This window comes from Nonomuraea sp. NPDC050404, from assembly GCF_040655495.1.
Classification (GTDB): Bacteria; Actinomycetota; Actinomycetes; order Streptosporangiales; family Streptosporangiaceae; genus Nonomuraea.
Map to the genome: position 1 here is coordinate 269,608 of NZ_JBFAKB010000005.1, position 21,920 is coordinate 291,527.

The 21,920-nt window shown below is 70.1% G+C and carries 21 protein-coding genes and 1 pseudogene; 11 read left to right on the top strand and 11 right to left on the bottom strand.

All coding sequences use genetic code 11. The annotated features are described in order from the left end of the window. Positions 1–4: 4 nt before the first annotated feature. Entirely contained in the window at positions 5–595 is a 591-nt protein-coding gene (locus AB0I81_RS15565) for a helix-turn-helix domain-containing protein (protein WP_360656291.1), read from the bottom strand. Between the two features lie 113 nt (positions 596–708). On the opposite strand from AB0I81_RS15565, the gene AB0I81_RS15570 reads away from it, so the two are divergent. Next, positions 709–1,269: a DUF308 domain-containing protein gene (locus AB0I81_RS15570; RefSeq protein WP_360656294.1), complete on the top strand. Its 561-nt coding sequence runs from the start codon at positions 709–711 to the stop codon at positions 1,267–1,269. Position 1,270: 1 nt separating this feature from the next. Next, positions 1,271–2,710 (top strand): NAD(P)/FAD-dependent oxidoreductase, encoded by a 1,440-nt coding sequence (locus AB0I81_RS15575; RefSeq protein WP_360656297.1) that lies wholly within the window; start codon positions 1,271–1,273, stop codon positions 2,708–2,710. A gap of 68 nt (positions 2,711–2,778) precedes the next feature. Here the strand turns inward: AB0I81_RS15575 and AB0I81_RS15580 are convergent, their stop codons facing one another. The 5 genes from AB0I81_RS15580 to AB0I81_RS15600 form a co-directional block, all read right to left on the bottom strand. After that, on the bottom strand, positions 2,779–3,360 hold the full coding sequence (locus AB0I81_RS15580) for a dihydrofolate reductase (RefSeq protein WP_360656300.1): 582 nt from the start codon (positions 3,358–3,360) through the stop codon (positions 2,779–2,781). 68 nt (positions 3,361–3,428) lie between these two features. Then, positions 3,429–4,268 carry a helix-turn-helix domain-containing protein gene (locus AB0I81_RS15585; protein ID WP_360656303.1) on the bottom strand — a complete coding sequence of 280 codons (840 nt, stop codon included), beginning with the start codon at positions 4,266–4,268 and terminating at the stop codon, positions 3,429–3,431. A gap of 88 nt (positions 4,269–4,356) precedes the next feature. After that, a complete protein-coding gene (locus AB0I81_RS15590) occupies positions 4,357–6,552 on the bottom strand; it encodes a xanthine dehydrogenase family protein molybdopterin-binding subunit (protein ID WP_360656306.1) in 2,196 nt (731 codons plus the stop codon). A gap of 1 nt (position 6,553) precedes the next feature. After that, positions 6,554–7,516, bottom strand: a complete 963-nt coding sequence (locus AB0I81_RS15595) for a xanthine dehydrogenase family protein subunit M (protein WP_360657178.1) — start codon at positions 7,514–7,516, stop codon at positions 6,554–6,556. Then, complete coding sequence (locus tag AB0I81_RS15600) at positions 7,516–8,109, bottom strand: (2Fe-2S)-binding protein (RefSeq protein WP_360656309.1); 594 nt, start codon at positions 8,107–8,109, stop codon at positions 7,516–7,518. Before AB0I81_RS15600 ends, AB0I81_RS15595 begins: the two co-directional genes overlap by 1 nt. A 78-nt stretch (positions 8,110–8,187) precedes the next feature. Between AB0I81_RS15600 and AB0I81_RS15605 the strand changes: the two genes are divergently transcribed. Then, positions 8,188–8,781: a TetR family transcriptional regulator gene (locus AB0I81_RS15605; RefSeq protein ID WP_360656312.1), complete on the top strand. Its 594-nt coding sequence runs from the start codon at positions 8,188–8,190 to the stop codon at positions 8,779–8,781. Positions 8,782–8,889: 108 nt separating this feature from the next. Here the strand turns inward: AB0I81_RS15605 and AB0I81_RS15610 are convergent, their stop codons facing one another. Beyond that, on the bottom strand, positions 8,890–9,624 hold the full coding sequence (locus AB0I81_RS15610; RefSeq protein WP_360656315.1) for a dienelactone hydrolase family protein: 735 nt from the start codon (positions 9,622–9,624) through the stop codon (positions 8,890–8,892). 24 nt (positions 9,625–9,648) lie between these two features. On the opposite strand from AB0I81_RS15610, the gene AB0I81_RS15615 reads away from it, so the two are divergent. Continuing rightward, a complete protein-coding gene (locus tag AB0I81_RS15615) occupies positions 9,649–9,951 on the top strand; it encodes an SDR family NAD(P)-dependent oxidoreductase (protein WP_360656317.1) in 303 nt (100 codons plus the stop codon). A 207-nt stretch (positions 9,952–10,158) separates the two neighbouring features. Continuing rightward, a complete protein-coding gene (locus AB0I81_RS15620; RefSeq protein WP_360656320.1) occupies positions 10,159–11,229 on the top strand; it encodes a hypothetical protein in 1,071 nt (356 codons plus the stop codon). A gap of 58 nt (positions 11,230–11,287) precedes the next feature. Here AB0I81_RS15620 and AB0I81_RS15625 read toward each other — a convergent pair whose 3' ends face one another. After that, on the bottom strand, positions 11,288–12,022 hold the full coding sequence (locus tag AB0I81_RS15625; protein ID WP_360656323.1) for a helix-turn-helix transcriptional regulator: 735 nt from the start codon (positions 12,020–12,022) through the stop codon (positions 11,288–11,290). A 68-nt stretch (positions 12,023–12,090) separates the two neighbouring features. Here AB0I81_RS15625 and AB0I81_RS15630 point away from each other — a divergent pair, with 68 nt between their 5' ends. Further along, a complete protein-coding gene (locus AB0I81_RS15630; RefSeq protein ID WP_360657181.1) occupies positions 12,091–13,410 on the top strand; it encodes an MFS transporter in 1,320 nt (439 codons plus the stop codon). Positions 13,411–13,452: 42 nt separating this feature from the next. Here AB0I81_RS15630 and AB0I81_RS15635 read toward each other — a convergent pair whose 3' ends face one another. Next, on the bottom strand, positions 13,453–13,842 hold the full coding sequence (locus tag AB0I81_RS15635; RefSeq protein ID WP_360656326.1) for an alpha/beta hydrolase: 390 nt from the start codon (positions 13,840–13,842) through the stop codon (positions 13,453–13,455). A gap of 288 nt (positions 13,843–14,130) precedes the next feature. Between AB0I81_RS15635 and AB0I81_RS15640 the strand changes: the two are divergent. Together AB0I81_RS15640 and AB0I81_RS15645 are read left to right on the top strand one after the other, a co-directional pair. After that, positions 14,131–14,250: pseudogene (locus tag AB0I81_RS15640) on the top strand (LuxR C-terminal-related transcriptional regulator); the annotation flags it as partial. A gap of 232 nt (positions 14,251–14,482) precedes the next feature. Further along, positions 14,483–16,006, top strand: coding sequence for a hypothetical protein (locus AB0I81_RS15645; protein ID WP_360656329.1), 1,524 nt, complete (start codon positions 14,483–14,485; stop codon positions 16,004–16,006). A 132-nt stretch (positions 16,007–16,138) separates the two neighbouring features. Here the strand turns inward: AB0I81_RS15645 and AB0I81_RS15650 are convergent, their stop codons facing one another. Beyond that, complete coding sequence (locus tag AB0I81_RS15650; RefSeq protein ID WP_360656332.1) at positions 16,139–16,819, bottom strand: DUF899 family protein; 681 nt, start codon at positions 16,817–16,819, stop codon at positions 16,139–16,141. A 135-nt stretch (positions 16,820–16,954) separates the two neighbouring features. On the opposite strand from AB0I81_RS15650, the gene AB0I81_RS15655 reads away from it, so the two are divergent. After that, positions 16,955–18,955, top strand: a complete 2,001-nt coding sequence (locus AB0I81_RS15655) for a hypothetical protein (RefSeq protein WP_360656334.1) — start codon at positions 16,955–16,957, stop codon at positions 18,953–18,955. 197 nt (positions 18,956–19,152) lie between these two features. On the opposite strand, the gene AB0I81_RS15660 is transcribed toward AB0I81_RS15655, so the two are convergent. Beyond that, a complete protein-coding gene (locus tag AB0I81_RS15660) occupies positions 19,153–19,752 on the bottom strand; it encodes a TetR/AcrR family transcriptional regulator (protein WP_360656337.1) in 600 nt (199 codons plus the stop codon). Positions 19,753–19,868: 116 nt separating this feature from the next. Between AB0I81_RS15660 and AB0I81_RS15665 the strand changes: the two genes are divergently transcribed. Then, on the top strand, positions 19,869–21,275 hold the full coding sequence (locus AB0I81_RS15665) for a hypothetical protein (protein ID WP_360656340.1): 1,407 nt from the start codon (positions 19,869–19,871) through the stop codon (positions 21,273–21,275). Continuing rightward, complete coding sequence (locus tag AB0I81_RS15670) at positions 21,272–21,886, top strand: VC0807 family protein (protein ID WP_360656343.1); 615 nt, start codon at positions 21,272–21,274, stop codon at positions 21,884–21,886. The genes AB0I81_RS15665 and AB0I81_RS15670 overlap by 4 nt, the downstream gene beginning before the upstream one ends. Positions 21,887–21,920 lie beyond the last annotated feature (34 nt).

The window sequence follows — 21,920 nt, forward strand, 5'->3', positions numbered from 1 at the left end:
CGCTTCAGTCCTTGGTGGCGGCGTAGACCTGCAGCAGCCTGCCGACTCCGTGCAGGAAGGTCTCGCTGATCAGCGCCGGATCGAACAGGCAGCCGGCGGCCATGGCGCCGTCGCGCAACATCACGAAGTGACGGGCGGCGGGCTCGGCGCCCGCCTCCCGGATCTCGGCCAGCAGTCCCGTGATGGTCTCCAGGAACCATTGGCGGTGGGCGAGCACGGCCTTGCGTGCCGGCGACTCGGGGTCGGGATACTCGGCGGCGGCGTTGAGGAAGGCGCACCCCCGGAAGCCGGGGGACTGGATGCCCTGGGCGATGTCCCTGCTGAGGGTGAGGATGGTCTCGGCGGCCGGTAGCCGGGCGGCGATGGCCTCCTCCGCCGGGCTCCGCATGGCCCGGTCCACGCCGCTCAGATAGGCGAGGACCAGGTCCTCCTTGCCGGCGAAGTGCCGGTAGAGGGTGGCCCGCGTCACCTTCGCCTCCACCACGATGCGATCGATGCCGACGGCGTGGATGCCTTCCCCGTAGAAGAGCCGGGTGGCCGTGTCGAGCAGCCGGGACCGCGCTTCGGACGGCCGGCCTTCGGATTCGTTGCGCATGGGACCAGCCTAGTAGGTAGAACGTTCGGTCTTGACAGTCTGCGCTGCGGGCTACAAACTTCAAGAGATAGAACGTTCTGTCTCATCGATTGTGTGCGTTGAAAAGGATCACCATGAGCTCCATCGCTGCCTCGCCCGGCATCTCCGGAACTGCGATCACCCTGCGCCGGCTGTACTTCGTCCGGTTCGCGTTCGCCATCGTCTGGGCCCTCGTGATGTTCACGACCGCCGCGAACCTGGGCCCGCTCGCGATCACCCTGCTCGTGCTCTACCCGCTGTTCGACGTGGCCGCCGCCATCATCGACGCCCGCGCGTCGCGCACCACCGGATCACCTGCCCTCCTGTACGTGAACGTCGCGGTCAGCCTGATCACCGCCATCGCCGTGGCGATCGCCGGCACGTCCGGCATCCCGGCGGTGCTACGCGTGTGGGGCGCCTGGGCGATCGTGGCCGGGGCGGTCCAGCTGGTCGTGGCCGTCACCCGCCGCAAGATGGGCGGCCAGTGGCCGATGATCATCAGCGGCGCCATCTCCGTGCTCGCCGGCGCGTCGTTCATCCTCGGCGCCGCCGCCCCCGACCCGACCCTGACGAACGCGGCCGGATACGCCATCCCCGGCGGCATCTTCTTCCTCATCTCGGCCATCCGCCTCGGCCGCGCCGCGAAGGGAAACTGAGATGGACGGCAACACCTACGACGTCGTGGTCATCGGCGCCGGTCCGGCAGGGGAGAACGTCGCCGACCGGGTGGTGCGGGGCGGGCTGACCGCCGCCGTCGTCGAGCGTGAGCTCGTCGGCGGGGAATGCTCCTACTGGGCCTGCATGCCGACCAAGGCACTGTTGCGCAGCGCGGCCGCGCTGCGGGCGGCGCGACGGCTGCCCGGGGCGCGGGAGGCGGTGACCGGTGACCTCGACGCCGCCGCGGTGCTGGGCCGCCGCGACTCCTTCGCCTCGCACTGGAAGGACGACGGTCAGGTCGGCTGGCTCGACTCGGCCGGGATCGCCCTGCACCGTGGTCAGGGCCGGATCGTGGCCGCGAACCTGGTCGAGGTGACCGGCGACGACGGCGTTCCGGTGACGTTGACGGCCCGGCACGCGGTGGTCATCGCGACAGGAAGCGGCGCGTTGCTGCCCGACATTCCCGGCTTGCGGGACGCCGCCCCGTGGACGAGCCGGGAGGCGGCCGCCGCGCGTACGGTACCCCGCCGCCTCGCGATCATCGGCGGCGGCGTGGTGGCCTCGGAGATGGCCACCGCCTTCGCCGCCCTGGGCTCCTCGGTGACGATGCTGGTCCGCGACGGTGTGCTGGCGCAGGCAGAGCCGTTCGCCGGCGAGCAGGTCACCGAGTCGTTGCGGGAGTCAGGGGTGTCGGTACGCCTCGGCGCGCAAGCCACATCGGCGCACCGCGACCAGACCGGAACGGTGCACATCACGCTGACCGACGGCGAGCAGATCGAGGCCGACGAGCTTCTGGTCGCGATCGGCAGAACCCCGAACACCCGGGACCTCGGTCTCGAAGCCGTCGGCCTGACGCCGGGCGCCTGGCTCACCGTGGACGACACGCTGCGCACGGTCGGGGCGGACGGGACGCCGATCGGTGACGGATGGTTGTACGCCGTGGGTGACGTCAACCGGCGCGTACTGCTCACCCACCAGGGCAAATACCAGGCCCGCGCGGTCGGCGACGTCATCGTGGCGCGGGCGAGGGGCGAAGCGGTCGAGGACGGCCGCTGGGGCCGGCACGTGGCGACTGCCGACGAGCGCGCGGTGCCCCAGGTGGTCTTCACCGACCCGGAGGTCGCGTCGGTGGGGCTGACCGCGGCCGAGGCCGAGGCCGCCGGGCTACGGATCCGCGTGCTCGATCACGACCTGGGCGCGGTCGCCGGCTCCGCCCTGCACGCCGACGGCTACCAGGGGCACGCCCGCATGGTCGTCGACGAGGACCGGAAGGTGATCGTCGGCTTCACGCTCGTCGGCCCGGACGTCGCGGAGCTGCTGCACGCCGCGACGATCGCGATTGTCGGCGAGGTCCCGCTGGACCGGCTGTGGCACGCGGTCCCTTCGTACCCCACGGTCAGCGAGGTGTGGCTGCGACTGCTGGAGACGTACGGCCGCTGACCGGCCGCCGACCGTCCGCGGCCGGGAGCTCGGGCCAGGCCCGGCGGGCGGACGGCGTACGCGTGCGGTTATCGGCGCACACGGTAGCGGAGGTGCAGCACCCGGTTCCCCCGGATCACCACGTCAGGATCCGCCAGCAGGTGCTGCCCCTCGACCGGGCCGAAGTAGCGCTTACCGGACCCGAACACCACCGGCACGACGTCCATGGCCACCTCGTCCACGAGCCCCGCGGCCAGCATCTGGCCGCCGACGTCGCCCGCGGCGACCTCGACCGTACGGTCGCCCGCGAGCTCCCGCGCCTTGACCATGGCGGCCTCGACACCCTCGACGAAGTGGAACGGCGCCGCGGGATCCCAGCCTTCGGGCATCGGCCGGTGCGTCACGACGACCGCGTGGTCGATCCCGGCCGGCGGCTTGCCGCCCCAGCCGTCCGTCATGTCGAAGACGTGGCGGCCGCAGATCGTCACGCCGATCTCGTCCCAGTACGACCGGGTGTGGTCGTAGGACACCTGCGACACCTTGAGCTCCCCGCTCTCGTCCAGCGGGACCTCACCGTTGGTCAGCCACTCGAACAGCGGGCCGACCTGGTCGTTCTGGTCGGCGATGAAGCCATCGACCGACACTGTGCCGTACATGACCACCTTGCCCACGGGCTCTCTCCTGTTCCATCGGGAATGCCCATAGTGGCGTGCCGGGGGTCGCCGGCTCTTGTAAGAAATCAATCGGCCGGCAGCGGCCAGCCGCCGAGCACGTGGCCGGGATGTTCGCGCAGGAACCGCCGCCGGGCGTCGATGTACCGGGTGGGCGTGAGCCCCGTGAACATCCGGAACTCGTGCCCGAAGTGGGCCTGGTCGAAGTAGCCCGCGCGCGCGGCGACCTCCGGCCAGTCGACCGGCCCCGCGGGGTCGATCGCGAGCACGGTGGTGGCGAAACGGTAGGTGCGGGCCAGCCGCTTCGGCGTGATGCCGACGAGGGCCTTGAACCGTTGCGCCAGATAGGTGCTGCTGACACCGGCGGCCACGCTCAGGCCGCCGATCGTCACCGCGCCGCCGGTCGCGGCGATGACGCCGCCGGTGTGGCGGACCAGCCCCAGCCCGGTGGCCTCGGTGAACCGCCGCATCAGCTCCTCCTCAAGCAGCTTCAGCATCTCGTGCGGCCCGGCCGCCATGGCCAGCCGCTCGCGCAGCACGGCGACGGCCGGGCGGCCCCAGACCTGCTCGATCGTCACCGGCAGGTCGCGCAGCTCGGCCGCGGGCATCCCCAGGAACGGCGCCAGCCCCCACGGCTTGAAGTGCACGCCCACCGACCTGGTCCCCGGGGGATAGCCGAACACGTACGCGCGGGTGGGTATGGTGATCACGCACCCGTCGGCGTACCCGGCCGTCTCGACGCCGGCGGCGGCGCGGATGCGGAACGGCGGCCCGAGGTTGAAGATGAGCAACGCCGACGGCGACGGCGGCAACGTCAGCCGGGGGTACGGCGGGGAGCCCTCCAGGTAGTAGAGGTCGTCGATCAGCCCGTTCAGCGGGGGTCGCGGGACCAGGGACACGTACTGCACGCGTCACAGCATCGCCGATGCGCGGACGGGCCGCCAGGGCGTCGCCGCGCCTGCCGCCCCGCGATCCCCGGCGGGCTCCGGAAGCCGGTCAGGGCAGGAGTTTGTCCGCGGTGACGGGCAGGCTTCTGACGCGTACGCCGGTGGCGTTGAACACCGCGTTGGCGTAGGCCGCGCCGGCCCCCACGGTGCCGAGTTCGCCGATTCCCCGTGCGCCCGTCGCACTGATCGCCGGGTCAGGGTGATCGAGGAAGTGCACGTCCATCTCCACGGTGTCGGCGTTGACCGGCAGGAGATAGTCGGCCAGGTTGGCGTTCGAGATCCGGCCGGTGGCGCCCTCGACCCTGACCTCCTCCGCCATCGCGGCGGCCAGGCCGAACAGCACCCCTCCCGTGATCTGGCCGCGCGCGGTCTTCTCGTTGATGATGGTGCCCGCGTCCACGACGGTGGTGAACCGCGACAGCCGTACCTCCCGGGTCCACCTGTTGACCCTGACCTCGCAGAAGTGCGCGGCGAAGGAGGCGAAGGCGTGACCGGCGTCCGGGGGAGCGGTGGTGCCCTCGGCCGCGACCTCGGTCGTTCCGGTCCGGGTGAGCAGTTCGCCGAACGTCAGGGACGTGCCCTTTCCGACGACGCGGCCCTCCACGTAGCGGACGTCGTCCGCGCCGAGGAACGGCGAGCCGGGGGCGGTGGTGGCGTGCTCGACCAGTTTGCCGATCGCCTCCCGCGCGGCCACCAGGATGGCGGGCGTCACGGTGGCGGTGGCGGCCGAGCCGACGGCGCCGTACTGGTCGTTGGGACCGGCGACGGGCAACCGGGAGTCCCCGAGCGCCGGTTTGATCCGGGCGACGGGAAGGTTCAGGGCTCGGGCGCCGGTCATGGCCATGACCGTCCACATGCCGGTTCCCGCGTCCGAGGTGGCGTTGCCGACCGTGGCCGTGCCGTTCGGGCGGAAGGCCACGCGTACGACGGTGGGCGCCCGCCCCGCGCCGAGAATGGAACTGGCCATCCCCAGGCCGATCAGCCAGTCGCCGTCCTTGACCGTGCCCGGCTCGCCGCGGCGCGCCCAGCCGAAACGTGCGGCGCCCACCCGGTAACACTCGTCGAGATGTTTGCCGGAGTACGGCAGCCCTTCCATGCTCACCTGCCGGTAGTTCCTCATGCGCAGCTCGATGGGGTCGATGCCGAGCAGGACCGACAGTTCGTCCATCGCCGATTCGAGGGCGAAGGAGCCGGTCTCGTCGCCGGGAGCGCGCATGATCGTCGCGGTGGGGAGGTTCATGTCCGGCGTCACCCGCAGGCGGATGTGGATGTTCGGCGACTCGTAGAACTTCGGCGTGGTGCGGTAGCCGGGGTCCTCCACGATGCTCTGGCTGGTCGTGAAGTGCTTGATCGCCTTCAGCCGCCCGTCCCGGCCCGCGCCGAGCCCGAAGGTCTGCGACGACGCCGCCCGGTGCCCGGTCACGGTGAAGAGTTGCTCCCGGCCGGTCACGACCTTGACCGGCCGGTCGAGGGCGCGGGCCGCGGCCGCCGCGAGCATGCTCGGCGCCCAGGTGAACGCCTTGCCGCCGAAGGCGCCGCCGACGTACGGGCTGATGACGTGGACGTCGGCCGTTGCGATGCCGAGCGCGACGGCCATCTCCTCCGCGTGTGCGACGGGCCCCTGCGTGCCGCTGTGGAGGGTGAGTTTGCCGTCCTGCCAGACGGCCACCGCGGCGTGCGGCTCCATCATGGCGTGGTGCCGCGGCGGGAGGTCATAGGTGGCCTCCAGGCGGACCTCGCTCGCGGCCAGGGCGGCGTCGATGTCCGTCACGCCGGGGGCCAACTGGATGATCTCCTTTCCGAGCGGGAGAGGGGTGACCGGCGGAGGGGCGGGATGCTTCTTGGCCTCCTCGAAGGAGGATTTCGGAGGTTGCGCCTGGTAGCCCACCTTGACCAGGGCGGCGGCGTCGCGGGCCTGCTCCAGGGTCTCGGCCACCACGAGCCCGATGATCTGGCCGTGGTAGTGGACGTTCGCGTCGGCCAGCGGGCTGCGTGCCTCCGAGAAGATGATCGCGATCCCGGGCGGGGGCCCGTGGAAGGTCAGCGGATGTTCGTGCGTGTAGATCTCCAGTACGCCACCGGCGGCGCGGGCGGCGGTGAGGTCCATGGACACGATCCGGCCCCTGCCGATCGAGCTGGTGATCAGGTGGCCGTACACGAGACGGGGCAGGTTGTGGTCGGCGGCGTACTTCGCGGCGCCGGTCACCTTGGTGCGCGCGTCGATCCGGTTGAGTGTGTCTGCCATGTCAGCCTGCCAGCCGGACGAGTGCGCGGACGATGGTGCGGCGCAACAGCGCCGCCTTGAACCTGTTGTGGGCCAGCGGGCGGGCGCCGTCGGCGGCGTGCCGCACCGCGGCCTCGAACGTCGCCTGGTTCATGGGCCGGCCCTCAAGCTCCCGTTCCACCGAGGGCAACCGCCACGGCCGGGTACCGACGCCGCCCGCCGCCACGCGGGCGGCGCGGATCACGCCGCCGGTCACGTTCACGGCCACCGCGGCGGAGACGAGGGCGAATTCGTACGACTGCCGGTCACGCACCTTCACATAGGCTGACCTGCGGGCCCACGGCAGCGCGGGCACCGTCACGGCGGTGACGAGCTCACCCGGCCGTAACCCGTTCTCCAAGTGCGGCGTGCCGCCCGGCAGCCGGTAGAAATCGGCCAGCCGTACGGTACGCGTCCCGCCCGCGCCGCGCAGGGTCAGCCCGGCGTCCAGGGCGGTGAGCGCGACGGCCAGGTCGCTGGCGTGGGTGGCGACGCAGGCTTCGCTGGTGCCGAGAATGGCGTGCCCGCGGTTGTGACCCTGGACGGCGGGGCAGCCGGAGCCGGGTTCGCGTTTGTTGCACGGGGTGAGCGGGTCGCGGAAGTAGCCGCAGCGGGTGCGTTGCAGGAGGTTGCCGCCGATGGTGGCCATGTTCCTGATCTGGGGCGAGGCACTCTGCCGCAACGCCTCGGCCAGCAGCGGGTACGGCCCCGCGACGAGGTCGTGCCCGGCCACGTCGCTCATCCGTTCCATCGCGCCGATGGTCAGGCCGCGGGCGTCGGCCCTGACGCCACGCAGCGGCAGGGCGGTGATGTCCACGACGTGCTCGGGCGTGAGGACCTCCAGCTTCATCAGGTCGACCAGGGTGGTCCCGCCCGCCAGGTAGGTCGCCGGGTGACCCAGCGCCTCGTCCACGGTGCGGGCGGCGGTGTAGGTGAAGGGTCGCATCACACGGCCTCCCGTACCGCTTTGACGATGTTCTCGTAGGCGCCGCAACGACAGATATTTCCGGACATATGCTCACGAATCTCCGCGTCCTGGCCCGTGTGTCCCTCTCGGATCAACGCGACCGCGGACATGATCTGGCCCGGCGTACAGAACCCGCACTGCAGCGCGTCGCACTCCACGAACGCCTGCTGGACCGGATGCAGCCGGTCGCCGTCCGCGAGTCCCTCGATGGTGGTGACGGCACGATCGTGCACGGTGGCGACCAGCGTGAGGCACGCCAGCACCCGGCGCCCGTCCACGTGCACCGTGCACGCCCCGCACTGGCCGCGGTCGCAACCCTTCTTGGTGCCGGTCAGGTTCATTCGCTCGCGCAACGCGTCCAACAGGGTCACGCGGGGATCGACGCGCAGCGTGTGCGACCTGCCGTTCACCCGCAACGCGAGATCGACCGTGGCGGCCCCGGGCGCTTTGGCAGCCGCGGGCGCTTTGGCGGCCGCCGGCCGTGACCCTTCTGCGGTGGTCGCGAGTGCTGCCGCGGCGGTCGAGGTCAGCAGAAAACCGCGGCGCGAGACCTGCTCTGGGTTGTCCCTCATGTCACACCCTTCTGAACTCGATACCGTTTGGTACTCAGTACCATACTGTATCGAGTTCCACAGAGATAGACTGTCTTCATGCCGGCCGAATCACTTCAGGAGCGCAAACGGCAACGCGTGCGGAACGCCATCGTCACGGCCGCCTACGAGCTGTTCGACGAGCGCGGTTTCGACGACGTCACGGTGACCGAGATCGCCGAACGGGCCGAGGTGGGGCGCACGACGTTCTTCCGCTACTTCGGCGACAAACAGGAGGTCGTGTTCGCCGACGACGCCCGTACCATCGCGGCGCTGGCCGACTCGCTCAGGCTCGCCGCCGCGAGTCGCGGGCCCATCGGCGACTCGCTGGCCACAGCGCTGGAGACGGTCAGGTCCGCCACCGAGGAGGGCCTGACCGGCTGGACGGCCACGCCCGAGCGCTCCTCGGTGCACGCCCGGCTCCTGCGCCGCCATCCCGAGCTGATGTCCCGCCTGCTGCTGAAGCAGCAGCAGGAGGTCGGGACGATCGTGCAGATCCTGATCGAGTACGGCGCGAGCCCCATGGCCGCGACGCTCGCCGCTCAGGTGTCCCTGGCCTGCCTCTACACCGCGATGCAGGTCGCCGACGACCCCGCGACGCTGCCGGAGAAGGTGGGCGAGGCGTTCGACATGCTGGCTCCCCTCGCCCGATGACGGCCGGGGCAGGCGGCGCTCATCCCGACCTCTCCACGCCCTTTGAGCCGAACCGTCAGCCTTCGGCCCGAACGGCCAGCCTTTCGGGCCGAACGGGCGGCGCCGGGGCTACTGCTGGCCGGCGACGTGCCTGTCGAAAAAGGACAGGGTGCGCTGCCAGGCGTCGTCCGCCGCCGGGCGTACCAAACCGTGACGCAGCGGGAACAGCGCGAGGCGCGCGATCGGGTGATGGCCGTCGGTCATGAAGGAGTGGCCGGCCTCAGGGTAGATCGTGACGTCGTGATCGACGCCCAGTGCCCGCAGGTGCTCCCGCAACCGTTCGCCGTGTGCGCGGAAGCCCATGTCACGGCCGCCGTAGGAGGCCACGACCGGGCAGACCGAGGCCAGTTCCTCCTTACGGCGCGGCACCGCGCCGTAGTTCACCGCCGCCGCCCGCACCCCGGATGACGGGCCGGCGGCGTAGGCCAGGGCGAAGCCCCCGCCCATGCAGAACCCGATCACGCCGAGCCTGCCGTCATCGACCTCTTCGCGGCCCGCCAGCCATCGCCGGGTCGCGTCGATGTCGGCGACAGGCCCGTCGTGCCCGCCCATCGCGAGCTGCCGCATGTTCCGGGCGAGACACCTGATCTTGGAGCCATGGCTGTAGAGGTCGGGCAGGACGGCCGCGTACCCGTGTTCGCCGAACCGCTCCGCCACCTCCAGCATGTCCGGTTCGACGCCGTAGATCTCGTGCACGACCACCACCCCGGGCCAGCCTGACGGGGGTGCGGTCCCGTTCGGGAGCACCATGGTCGCTGCCAGTGAACTGCCGTCCGCCAGCGGGATGCGTACGTTCTGCGTCATGAGAACTTCTTACTCTGTGCCGCCGTGAACCGCTCGGCGTTACTCAGCAGCCGATCCCGGGCCTGCTCCAACGCGGCGAACCTCACCGGAAACCGCACGATCGCGGGCCACTGGATGGTGCTGATCGGCCGCGACCCCGACCGCGCCGCGACCCTGGCCCGCGAACTGCCCGCCGCCACGGTCATCACCACGGACGTCGCCACCGGCGCCGGAGCCGCACGAGCGGCCGAGCAGGTGGCGGCGACGATCGACCAGATCGACACGCTGATCAACAATGCCGGCGTGATGGTGCCCGAGCGGCGCGTCACCACCGAGGGCATGGACTGAACTTCGCGGTCCACCACCTGGCCCCCTACCCCCTGACCTCCGCCCGCGCCAGCAGCCCGGCCTCGCCGCCCGGACCGACCGAAGGCGCGGCGCATGTCACGTTTGTCCGGACCGACATGAAGCGCGGCGCATGTCATGTTTAGGGTGGTTCCGGCGCAACGGGAGTTGCGAAGGATTACAGGAACGACGGGGGTTGCAGTGCAGCGCGTGAGCCGACAGACCAGCACCATCGCCGGGGCGGGCGTTCTCGCCCTGCTCCTGGCCGGCTGCGGAGGCTCCGACACCGGCAAGAGCGTCAGCGGCGACACGCCGAAGGCGAAGGAGACGGCCGCGCCCACCGGTACGCCGCTGACGCTCGACACCGCACCACAGCGAGCGAACTACACCGACCGCGACGACAAGACGCACCAGCTGACACTCCACCCGACTCTGCTCAAGCGCGGCTCGGTCGACGACCTCAAGGGCGTGCAACTCGACGACGACGTACGGGGAATGGTGCCGCACTATCTCACCGTGTCGATCACCAACAGCGGGTCCGGTACGGTCGAGAGCGCCCTGGCCGTCAGGAACTTCCGCCTGGCGCTCGGCGACGGCACCGCCGGCGAGACCGTCTCGTTCTTCGGCGGCAACCCCCTGGCCTCGCCCGGCACCGGCCCGCTTGAAACGTGCAACGGCACCAAGGCCCCCAGAACGTTGGCGGCCGGCCAGGCAGCGACCGAGTGCCGGGTCGTGATGCTCCCCAAGGACGCCAAGCCCGCCACCGTCTCCTACAGCGACGACTCCGGCACCAGTACGTGGAAGGTCGAGGGCGGCGACACCGGCAGCGGCGTGCTACCCGCAGACAAACCGGCAAAGGTGACGTGGAAGGACGCGCAGGACAAGGACGTCCCCCTGACCGTCACACCGAAGAGCGTGCGCAAGGCAGGCGCAGGCGCGCTCGCCGGGTACGACCTGAACGCCAGGCAGAAGGCCGCCACGGCGTACTTCGTCACGCTCGCGTACCGCAACAACGGCACGTCCAAGCTGTACCCGGGCATGGAGGAGGCGGTCACCCTGCGTACCGAGAGCGGCCAGACCCTGCGCAAACTCACCCTCATCGCCATCGGCAGCAACGGCCCCAAGGGCTGCCAATCCTCCGTGCCCTACGGCATGGTGCGGCCCGGCAAGAGCGTCCAGCAGTGCGGCGTGTACCTCGTAGACCAGGGCGACAAGCCCGTCACCATCACCTTCTCCTCCACCGCCGACGGAGCCGAGCCCGTGACCTGGAAGACTTCCTGACATACGGGTGCCACACGGTTGAACGCAACCATGGCGGGCCGACCCTGTCCCGAGGATGTCAACGACTGAGTAGATAGCGTCGCGGCGTGGTGCCCACCACGCGGCGGAAGGCCGCCAGGAACGCGCTCGCCGTGGCGTACCCCACACTGTGCGCCACCCGGGACACCGGCTGCCCCTCGGCCAGCAACGGCAGGGCGGCGCGCAGTCGTACCTGCGTGCGCCAGCGATCGAAGCTCATGCCCGTGTCACGTACGAACAGGCGCGTCAATGTTCGCCTGCTCACCCCCGCCGCGCGGGCGTGAGCCTCGAGACTGCGCGGGTCGGCCGGGTCCGCCAGCAGGGCGGCCGCCACCGCCCGGACGCGCTCGTCGGTGGGCGCCGGCACGTCGATGGGCCGGTTGGGCAGCGGGCGCAGCAGGTCGGGCACCACGGCCTCGGCGCGCAGCCGCGCGTCGTCGGTGAGATCGGGGCGGGCCAGGTATTCGATCATCTCGGCCAGCAGACCGCCGACGCCGACCGCCGTGGGCTCCGGCCAGTCCAGCGGGCAGCGCTCCGGCGCCAGGTACAGGCTGCACAGGACCGCGTCGCGGGTCGCGCCGGTCGCATGGGCGACACCCGCGGGCAGCCACAGCGCCCTGGTGGGTGGCAGAACCCAGTACACCTCACCCACATTGACGCTCAGCACACCACGCCGGGTCCAGGCCAGCTGGTGGTGGGTGTGGCTGTGCGGCGGAATCCAGTCCCCCGAGGACAGCGGGAAGTGGCCGACGATGATCGCGCCCATGTCCTCCATGCGACACAGCATGGCCCCATCGCGGATTGTGGCCAAATGCGGCGAATCAATAGTTTCGTCCGGTGCCAATGATCGTGTTGTGTCTTGTCCAGTTCATGCTCGTGCTCGATGACACTGTGGTGAGCGTGGCCCTGCCCAGCATCCGCGATGAACTGGGCTTCAGCGCGTCCGCACTGCCCTGGGTCGTCAACGCCTACTTCCTGGCCTTCGGCGGGCTGCTGTTGTTGTGTGGCCGGATGGCCGATCTGCTGGGCCGCCGCCGCGTCTTCCTCATCGGGGTGGCGCTGTTCGGGGTGGCCAGCCTGGCCTGCGGGCTCGCGCAGGAGCCGTGGCAGCTCGTGATCGGCCGCTTCGTGCAAGGCGCGGGTTCCGCGATGGCGAGCCCGGCGGCGATGTCGATGATCACGTTGCTCTATCCAGGGCCGGAGGAGCGGGCCAAGGCGCTGGGGATCTGGGGCGGCATCGCGGCCCTGGGCGGAACCTCGGGCCTGGTACTGTCCGGAGCGCTGACCGACCTGGTGTCCTGGCGCGGGATCTTCCTCATCAACCTGCCCATCGTCGCCGTGGCTCTGGCACTGCTTCCCCGCCTGGTCCCAGAATCGCGGGCCCCCGGCCGGCGCCGCCTCGACGTTCCCGGCGCCATCCTGATCACGGGCGCGGCAGTCTCACTGGTGTACGGGCTGCTCCGGTCCGAAGACGCCGGCTGGAGCGACCCGATCCTCATCGCCGCCATCCTGCTCGCCGTCGTGCTGACCGGCGCGTTCCTGCTGGCCGAGTCACGAGCGGCGGCACCATTGGTGCCCGGTTCGTTCCTGGCCTCACGGACGCGTGCGGTCGCCAACGGCGCGACCCTGCTGTTCTCGATGGCGATGTACGCGACGTCGTTCCTGCTGATGATCCAGATCCAGACCGTCCTGGGATACGGCCCGCTCCTGGCCGGCATCGCCTACCTGCCCTATGGCGCCGGCATCCTGGCGGGCATGTGGCTGTCCTCCCGCCTGTCATCCAGGCTCGGGACCCGACGGGCGCTCCTGCTGGCGTTCCTGGTCAACATCACCGGCCTCCTACTGCTGTCCGGCGTTTCGGCGGGCGACTCCTACGCCACCCACGTCCTGCCCGGCATGCTCATACTGAGCGCGGGCAACGGGCTGAGCCTGCCCGTCATGGCGGTGGCCGCGGTCCATGGCACCACCGAGGACGACGCCGGCCTCGGCTCGGCCCTGTTCACCTCCGTTCAGCAGATCGGCGGTGCCGTCGGGGTGGCCGCGCTGGCCATCATGGGCTACTCGGGCGGGCTCACGGCGGGCGCGGTCTGCATGGCGCTCGGCGCCGTGCTCGTCGTCGCACTACTGCCATCGCGTGCCAACAGGCCGTCAGTTCGGCGTTGAGGGTGTGGTTGTCGTCGAGGGGACCCGGCTCTCGGTGGGTGGTCACAAGACGCAGCGGGCGCCCTCGGGGGGTGTCTTCAGGTCGATCAGGTAGTCGAGGAGGATGTCGTTGATGCACGCGTTCCGGCCGACCAGGGAGACGCCGTGCTGTTCGCCCTCCACGGTCAGCAGGCTGCCGCCCAGCATCTTGGCCAGGTCGACCCCGGCCTGGTAAGGAGTGGCCACGTCCCCGGTGGTCGAAACGGTCAACGTCGGAGGCAGGTCGGCGTCGCCGGTGAGCCAGGGGCCGGTCCGGGACGGCGGCTTCGGCCACGCCTCGCACGCGTGGTGGCTCTGCTCCAGCGGCCGGCCGTCGTCGACGATCGGCGCCGCCTTGCGGATCTGGCGGATCATCTCGGTCTGCTCGGCCGGGGTGCGGCGGGGCCAGTCCATGCACCGGATCGCGATGAAGCTGTCGCCGAGATCGTTGTAGCCACCGTCCGGTTGACGGCCGTAGATGAGGTCACGCAGCGCGAGCAGCGTGTCCCCTCGTCGCCGGGGACGGCCCGCAGCACGTCCATGTCCCGCGCGTTCTCCCGGGTGCCGACGCTGGTGAGCGCGTCCTCCCCGCCCGCGCTCTCCGCGCACCGCCGTACCACTTCCCGGGCCTTTTCCTAGTCGGCGACGTTGTCGACGTCCAGCCCGCCGTCGAAGCCCGCGCCGCGGTCCGCCGCCCGTCACCACCTCGGCCTGGCCACCGTCAAGACCCACGTCTCGGCCATCCTCACCAAGCTCGACCTCGACAACCGCGTGCAGATCGCCCTGCTCGTCCACGACGCCGAACTCGACCCGCAGGCGTAATTACAGAGGCACGCCGCCGGAGCTTCCCATGTCGACGGCCCGGACATACGCTTTCGAAAATCTGCCGATGTAGCAGCGCCGGAGTTCCCAGGGGGACATGATGCCACGGCGATCCGGGGTACTGCGCTGGTCAGCGGGCATGATGGCGGTGGCGCTCACGGCGTGGGGACAGCCGGCACCGGCCGCGGGAGCCGTCAGGGATTTCGTCGTGTACGGGTTCAGCCAGTCGGACGTGCACGGGGAGGACCCGCAGGTCTACGAACTCGACCCGGACACCACCATCCGCGCGATCGGGAAGTGGTCCACGTCGGGGGACGAGGCGGCTGACTACAATTTCGCGCAGATCGGCCGCTACCACGCCCAGGGCATCACCTTCATGGGCAGCGGCACGGCGAGCGTGATCTTCCCGAAGGACTTCGCCACCGCCGAGATCTTCGACGACATGTCAACGCGCGACGCGGACGGCAACCCGGTACCCCATGACGAATTCGGTTTCCCGGAGCCGGCGCGACGGGGCAACCTCTTCAACCCCGCATACCGCGAGTACCTCCTGTCCTGGGCACGCATCCAGGTGGACGGCGGAGTCGACGGCCTGAACTTCGACGAGATCAACTCTGGATTCAGCGGCGGCTCGAAATACGGCTTCAACGGCAACGAGGGCTTCGACGACTACACGATCGCCGACTTCAACCGATACCTCCTGGAGAAGTACCCGGCCTTCACCGCCGCCGACTGGAAGTCGCGCTTCGGCATGACCGACGACAACATCCTGCGTCGTGACGTGCCGCCCGGCGACCTGGCGGCCAACTTCAACTACCGTGCTTACCTGCGGTCCGGCGGCTGGAACCTCGATCCCCTGAACGCGTCGAACCCCCTCGCCCGCGAGTGGGGCCGGGTGGTCGCCAACCGCATGTACGCCGAGGACACGTCATTCACCGCCACGTACATCCGCCGGTACTGGAAAGAGCTTGTCGACAAGACGCGGGCGTACGCCTGGCGCACCCGGCACCGCAACATTCTCATCTCCTCGAACGGGCTGTGGCCCTATGTGGACTTCAACAGCGTCGGCATGTACCCGTGGAACCCGGACGAACAAACACCCGACTTCCGCGGCGCCGATTATGTGCCGGTGGTGGAAGGCCACCTCAACGGCGCAAAGTCACTCCAGTCGCAGTACCGCTACCTGAAGGAACAGAGCGCCCGGATCGCGGGCCCCGAGGCGCCGGTCGTCGTGTTCATCGACTGGCCAAACGATATGATGACCAACTATCTCAACCTGCCGCTGCAGGAAAAGAAGGACTACTGGCAGATCTTCGGCGCCGAGGCGTACGCGAACGGCATCTTCCCCGCCTTCCACCTGAAGGACACCGTCGGCAGCCCCACCGCCACGGACCTCGGAATGATGGACTTCTTCAAGACCTACACCCGCTTCTACAAGAAGCATCGCGCATTCTTCACCAACAACGCGATCAGCGCCCAGCCGATACGGGTCAGCGCGCCCCAAGTCACGGCGAGCCTGCTCGCGCAGCGCGGCACCGGCAAGCTCTCCCTCCACCTCATCAACCACACCTACGACCAGGGCATCGAACCCCAATCCGGGTTCACCGTGGAGGCCGACCTCGCATCCTGCCCGCATCGCGTCTCGTTGCTCTCGCCGGATTTCCCTGGGCCGAAGTCACCGCCATTCTCCTGCCGCCACGGCAAGCTGAAACTCACCGTCGACCGCCTCGACCACTACACCATCATCCAGTTGTAGCCGTATAGTCGCTCGGCATCCGTAAGCCGAGCGACCGTACGACCCGCGACCGTACGACCTGCGTGCCGGCCGCCGTCCTCCCGTTGCCAGCCGGAGCAGCGGACCGGTGGCGCTTACCAGCGCTTGGCTGGATCAGCCGTAATGGGCGGCGATGTCCTCTGAGGAGGTCCACCGGCTGTACGTGGGTGACTGTGGCCAGCCGTCGGGGGAGTCCTGCCACTCTTCCTGCCGTCCGTACGGCAGCACATCGATCAGCGCGAAGGTGTGGCTGAGCTGCTCGGTGCCTCGGCCGTTGGTGTGCCAGGTGCGGTACACGGTGTCGCCGTCGCGCAGGAACACGTTCACGGCGAAGCCTCCGCCGGGCGGGGCGCCGACGTCGGTGCCGAAGGGGCTGTTCGCGGTGGAGTACCAGGTCATCTTGTTCCCGACCTTCCTCTTGTAGGCGAGTGCCTCCTCCAGAGGTCCCTGGGTGACGATGACGAACCGGGCGTCGTAGTTGTCCAGGAACTCCAGCCGGGTGAACTGCGAGGTGTACCCCGTGCAACCCGAGCACTGCCACTCTTCGCCGGGGAACCACATGTGGTTGTAGACGATCAGTTGCCTCTTGCCGTTGAAGACGTCCGCCAGTCGAACCGGTCCGTCCTCGCCTTCGAGGGTGTAGTCCGGCATCTCCACCATGGGCAGGCGGCGGCGCTGCGCGGCGATGGCATCGAGTTCCCGGGTCGCGGCCTTCTCCCTGGCACGCAGTTCATCGAGTTGCCGCTGCCAGGTGTCGGCGTCGACTACGGGCGGCAGCGCTTTCGTGGTGGTCATGGGTCCTCCCCGGGCTCGTACGCGACTTGCGGTGTTCGAGAGTTAGACCTGCCCCGCTCACCGAATTCATCGCCGTTCAGCAGATTTGCCGTGGGAAGGCGAACGGTGACCCTGGAGGGATGGGAGGCTTGGAGCGTGCGTACCTGGTTTGAGCCGGAAGAGGCCGAGGAGTTCGTGGCCGCCAAGGATCTGCTGATCCGGCGGTGTGTCGCCTGGGCGGAGGAGCACGGACATCCGGTCGATGACCTGTTGTTGTCCGCCGCCGTCGATGCGCGGCACGAGAGCCGTGACGGCCGGCTGGCGTACTGGGACGGTGCGGGCATCAGGTTCTTCCTGCTGCGGTACGTGCCGTACAAGGTGACGGCCCTGCGGGAGGAGCTCGACCTCGCCCCCGAGGTGCTGCGCACGTACCTGCGTTATCTCGACGTCACGGGCCTGCGCGATCCGCGCGGTGCCACGCTCGCGGAGGCGGAGGAGATCATCGCCGGGACAAGGGCGGAGTACGCGGCCGCGCTCGACGATCCCACGCTGCGGGGGGTGGCGACGTTCTGGGCGCACACGGCTCTGAGCCGGGGCGTCGATCTCACCGTTCCCGGAGCGTTCGCGCGGTTCCAGCGCGAGGTCGAGGCCGGTCGCGTTCCGTACGACGAGCAGGTGCTCGACCAGATCATGCGGAACCGCTTCCTGACCGGCGGCATCGGCGAGGAACGCGCCTTCCCTCAGCCGCCTGTCCGCCTGCCTTCCGCGTCCGAGCTGACGGCGGCCGCCGCGAGCAGCCGGACCGTCCAGCGTCTCATCACCCTGGCCGACTGGGTGGGCAAGGACGGCCGCGCCCTCACCGGCGCGGGCAACCTCCGCGTCGCCGACGCCGTTGAGGTGTCGGCCCTGCTGGGCACCGGCGAGGATCGGCTGCGCGTCCGCAGCGCCACCGATCTGCCGCAGCTCAACCTGCTGCTCGCCTGGGCCAGGAAGCTGCGCCTGATCCGTACCAGCAAGGGCCGGCTCCTGCGCGTGGCCAGGGCCGTACCCCTGCTGCGTGACCCGGAGGCGCTGTGGCGGCGGGCGTTCGAGGTGCTGCCGGAGCTGGGCCGGGTGGTCACCGTGCCCGTCGCGACGTGGCGGCCCGAGCCCATCCTGGCCGAGATCTTCGAGGAGATCCTGCCGGACGTGCTCAACTCCATGTACGGGCTGGAGGAGATGCCGGTGGTCCGGCTCGAAGAGTCGGTGTGGCTGGCCTGCCAGGAGTACTTCGACCTCGACCAGGAGGAAGAACGCCTGCGTGATCTCTGGCGCCGCGAGGCCAACCGGGACCTGGGGCGCATGTTCGAGGTCCTGTCCGACCTCGGGGCGGTGGAGCTCACCCGCGGCCCCGCCGACCCCCTCTACGTGAGCGACCTCGACCACGACGACCAGCCCCTGCCGGCGGACGCGATCGAACGCCTGCGCGCCGCCCTCGCCGAGCCCGGCCTCCCGCTGATCCGCCTCACCCCGCTCGGCCTGCTCGGCGTCCGCGACCGCCTCCTCGCCGATGGCCGCGACGCTCCCCTCATCGGCGAACTGGCCGCCGCGCCGGCGGCCGAGCTGCTCGGGGTGCTCGCCCAGCACTATCCACCTGATGACGCCGTCACGGAGCTCCAGGGGTGGCTGGGCCGCCCGGGGCAGGACGTCGAGACGTTGCTGCAGGGTGTGCGGGATTGCCCGTTCCGTACGCGGGTGGCGGCGATGTTGCGCGTGCTGGCCGACGCCCTTCCCTCCGGAGGGCGGCTGCTGCATGACCTACGTGACGACCCGATCCTGGGGCCCGCCGCGTTGACGCAGCTCATCGATGCCGGGCAGGTGAATCCCGGGGCGTTGGGCGAGCGGGAGAACCTGCTGATGGGGGCGGAGAACTTCCTGTCGATGCTGGAGCTCGCGGGGCCTGAGGGGCTTGTCGAGCAGCTCAAGAGGATGGGGGGCGGGGACGCGTACGAGTTCGTGACGGCGATCCTGGCCTCGGGGCACCCCGATGTCGTGGGCTTGCGGGAACTGCGCGACCTGGTGGCCGAGCCGCTCCGCAAGACCGCCCGCCACCCCCTCCGCCTTGTCCCCACCCGGCCGCCGGGCGCCCAAGGCCGCCGGAAGAAGCGCAAACACTGACCTTGACCCTTGGCCCTGCGTGCCAGGAGTCTGAGCAGCGTGGGCTGCGACGACACCCAGATGGCCCGCATGGACCACCGCCGCAGGCCACCGTGCGTCGGCCGCACAGGTAGCCTGCCTGGCACGCGGGGGCGGCCTGCGCGCCTGTCGGTACGGTGACGATCCCGGCGGTGACGTGGGTCGCGCCCTGAGGCCGGTCACAGCTTCACCATGGGCAGGAAGACCTGGTCGACGAGCTCCATCAGGACGTCGTCGGAGATGTCCGCGCCCGGGTTCATCTGATATTCCTGGCGCAGCAGGACGACGGGCACGGTGGCCACGCGGGGTCGCAGTGCGTCGGGCCTGGCCTCGCCGCGCGCGACCGCCCGGCCCAGGATGGTCATCATGGCGCCGGGCTCCTGGGCCAGTTCCTCGCGTATGTGCTGGAGCAGCTCCGGGTGGGCGTGCATCTCGGACATCACGCCACGCAGGATCTCGCCGCTCACCGGCGACCCCATCCGGGCTGTCGTCCCGCGCAGGAGTTCCAGCACGTCGGTACGCAGGTCGCCGGTGTCCGGCAGCGCCGCCGGCCGGGCCACGAAGTGGCGGTAGGCGGCGAAGGCGAGGGTGGCGCGGTTGGGCCAGCGGCGGTAGATGGCCGTCTTGTTGGTGCCCGCCCGTTGCGCCACCCGGTCGATGGTCAGCCGCGCGTAGCCGCTCCCGGCCAGTTCGTCGAGCGTGGCCTGCAGCAGCGCCTCCTCCAACTCCGCGCCCCGTCGCCGGGAGCGCTTGTCCTCTTCCTTGCTGGTCTTCGACACCGCTTCTTCTCCTTACGGTCCGGCTTGTCCCTTATTGCATCCTACGGCAAACCTTTATAAGGTCCCATTGGTCCCTTAATAGGGGACTGGCACGCTTTACCGACGATGGGACACCCATGGAAGACCTCCGTACCGGCGTCAACCGCGGTGCCACGTACGGGCTTTTCGGCCCGCCCGAGCCGTTCATGGACCAGGTCCGGGCCCTCAATGGCCGGTTCACCCGCGTGAACCTCTTCTGGTCCCAGATCGAGCCGGAGCCTGGCAGGTTCGACTGGACCGTGGTGGACGCCTTGCTCGGCCAGCTCCAGGACGGCGACGAGGTCTGGGTCACCGTGTGCGCCGCCTCGCCCTGGGCCACCAGGCGGGCCACCCGCTTCCTGCCGCCATCGCCGGCCAAGGAACCCACCGCGTACGAGAGGTTCGTCGGTGAACTGGTGCGCCACGCCCGCGGCATGGTCCGGTTCTGGCAGTGCGAGATCGAGCCGAACGTCCCGATGTTGTGGTCGGGAGGTCTCGACGACTACCTCGCCCATCTGCGGGTCTTCCATCGGGCGGTCAAGGAGGCCGACCCGCGCGCCCTGGTCGCGCTCGGCGCCGCCGTACCGGGCGCGATGACCGGCAACGCCTCCTGGATCGCGTATTTCGACCGCATCCTGGCCGGGGCGGGCGGATGCTTCGACGTCTTCGACCTTCACCCGTACGGTGACCCGTACCAGATCCCGGCCCTGACCGAGGCGTGCCGACGGCGGATGGGCGCGCACGGGTACGTCAGGCCGATCGCCGCCAGCGAGTTCAACGGCCCGATGCCCACCGGATTTCCCGCCAACCTGCCAAATCTCGGCGAAGCGTTGGCCGCGCACCGCAGCCAGTTCCTCGGCGAGACTCCGATCCCACCGGGCGGCGTGCTCGCGAGCCAGGCCCAGCCCGCCGTGACCGCGCTCTACGAGCGGGCCCACGAGTTGCCGGACAGCCTGCGGATGTTCCTCGACGGCTGCCCGCCCGAGCTGGAGGCCAGGCGGTTCAGGATGGCCGGGCGCGACATCGTGACGCGCACGCTGCTCCTGCTGGCCGCGGGCGTGCGCCGGACGGCCGTCTTCCAGCTCGCGCCCGAAGCCGCCCGGGAGGGGAGCACGCACACCGTCCGGGCGCTGATGTTCGGCACGTTCGCCCTCATGGACGCCGATGGCACCCGGCATCCGACGGCCGACGTCGTGGAGCTGCTGTCGCGCCGCCTGCGGGACGTGACGGACGTCCGCCGCCTCCACGTGGCGGAACGTCCGGATATCTACCTGTTCGAGCTGCGTGCCGGGTCGTGCGAGCCGATGCTGGTCGCCTGGCTGCGTCGCGACGGCCTCGCAGGTGAGGACGAGCCGCCCGTCCCCTTCGCCTGGCCATGGCCGCTGCCCGCCGCGCACGCCGTGGACGCCTTCGGCGCCGGCGTGTCGGCCGATGTCGCGGGCGGCCGCGTCCGCCTGTCCTTGTCCGTCACACCCGCCTTCATCACCTCGGGGAGCTCTCGATGAACAAGTCCACCCTGATCAAGACGCTCGTCCCGGACGTTCTCCTGCCCGTCGCGGTGTACTACCTCAGCCGCCGGATCGGCGTGCCCCAGGAGGCGTCGCTGCTGCTGGGCGCGGCGACCGCCCTCGTCCGCGTGCTGCTCCAGGCCGTCGTCAGCCGCCGCTTCAACGGCCTGGCCGCCCTGGTCTGCGCCGGGTTCGCGGTCGGCGTGCTGCTGGCCCTCCTCACCGGTGACCCGCGCTTCCTGCTGGCCAGGGAGTCGCTCCTGTCGGGGCTGCTCGGCCTGCTCCTGCTCGGCTCGTGCCTGGTGGGTAAGCCCCTCATGTACGCCCTGATGCGCCGCCTGTCCGCCGACGACTCCGCCAATCTCGACGAGTGGGAGCGGTTGTGGCGGTCGGCGCCCCAGTTCCGCAAGGTGTTCCTCACCCTGACGCTCGTCTGGGGTGCCGGGCTGCTCACCGAGTCGATCGTCAGGGTGCCGCTCATCTACAGCCTGCCGCTCGACGTGATGGCGGGCTTGTCCACGGTGCTCCAGCTCGCCACGTTCGCCCTGCTGATCGGCTGGTCGCTGCTCTACCGTCACCGACGGCTGAGCCGCGCGGCGACCCGCTGACATGCGGATCTGGACCCTACCGTGCCTGCCACCG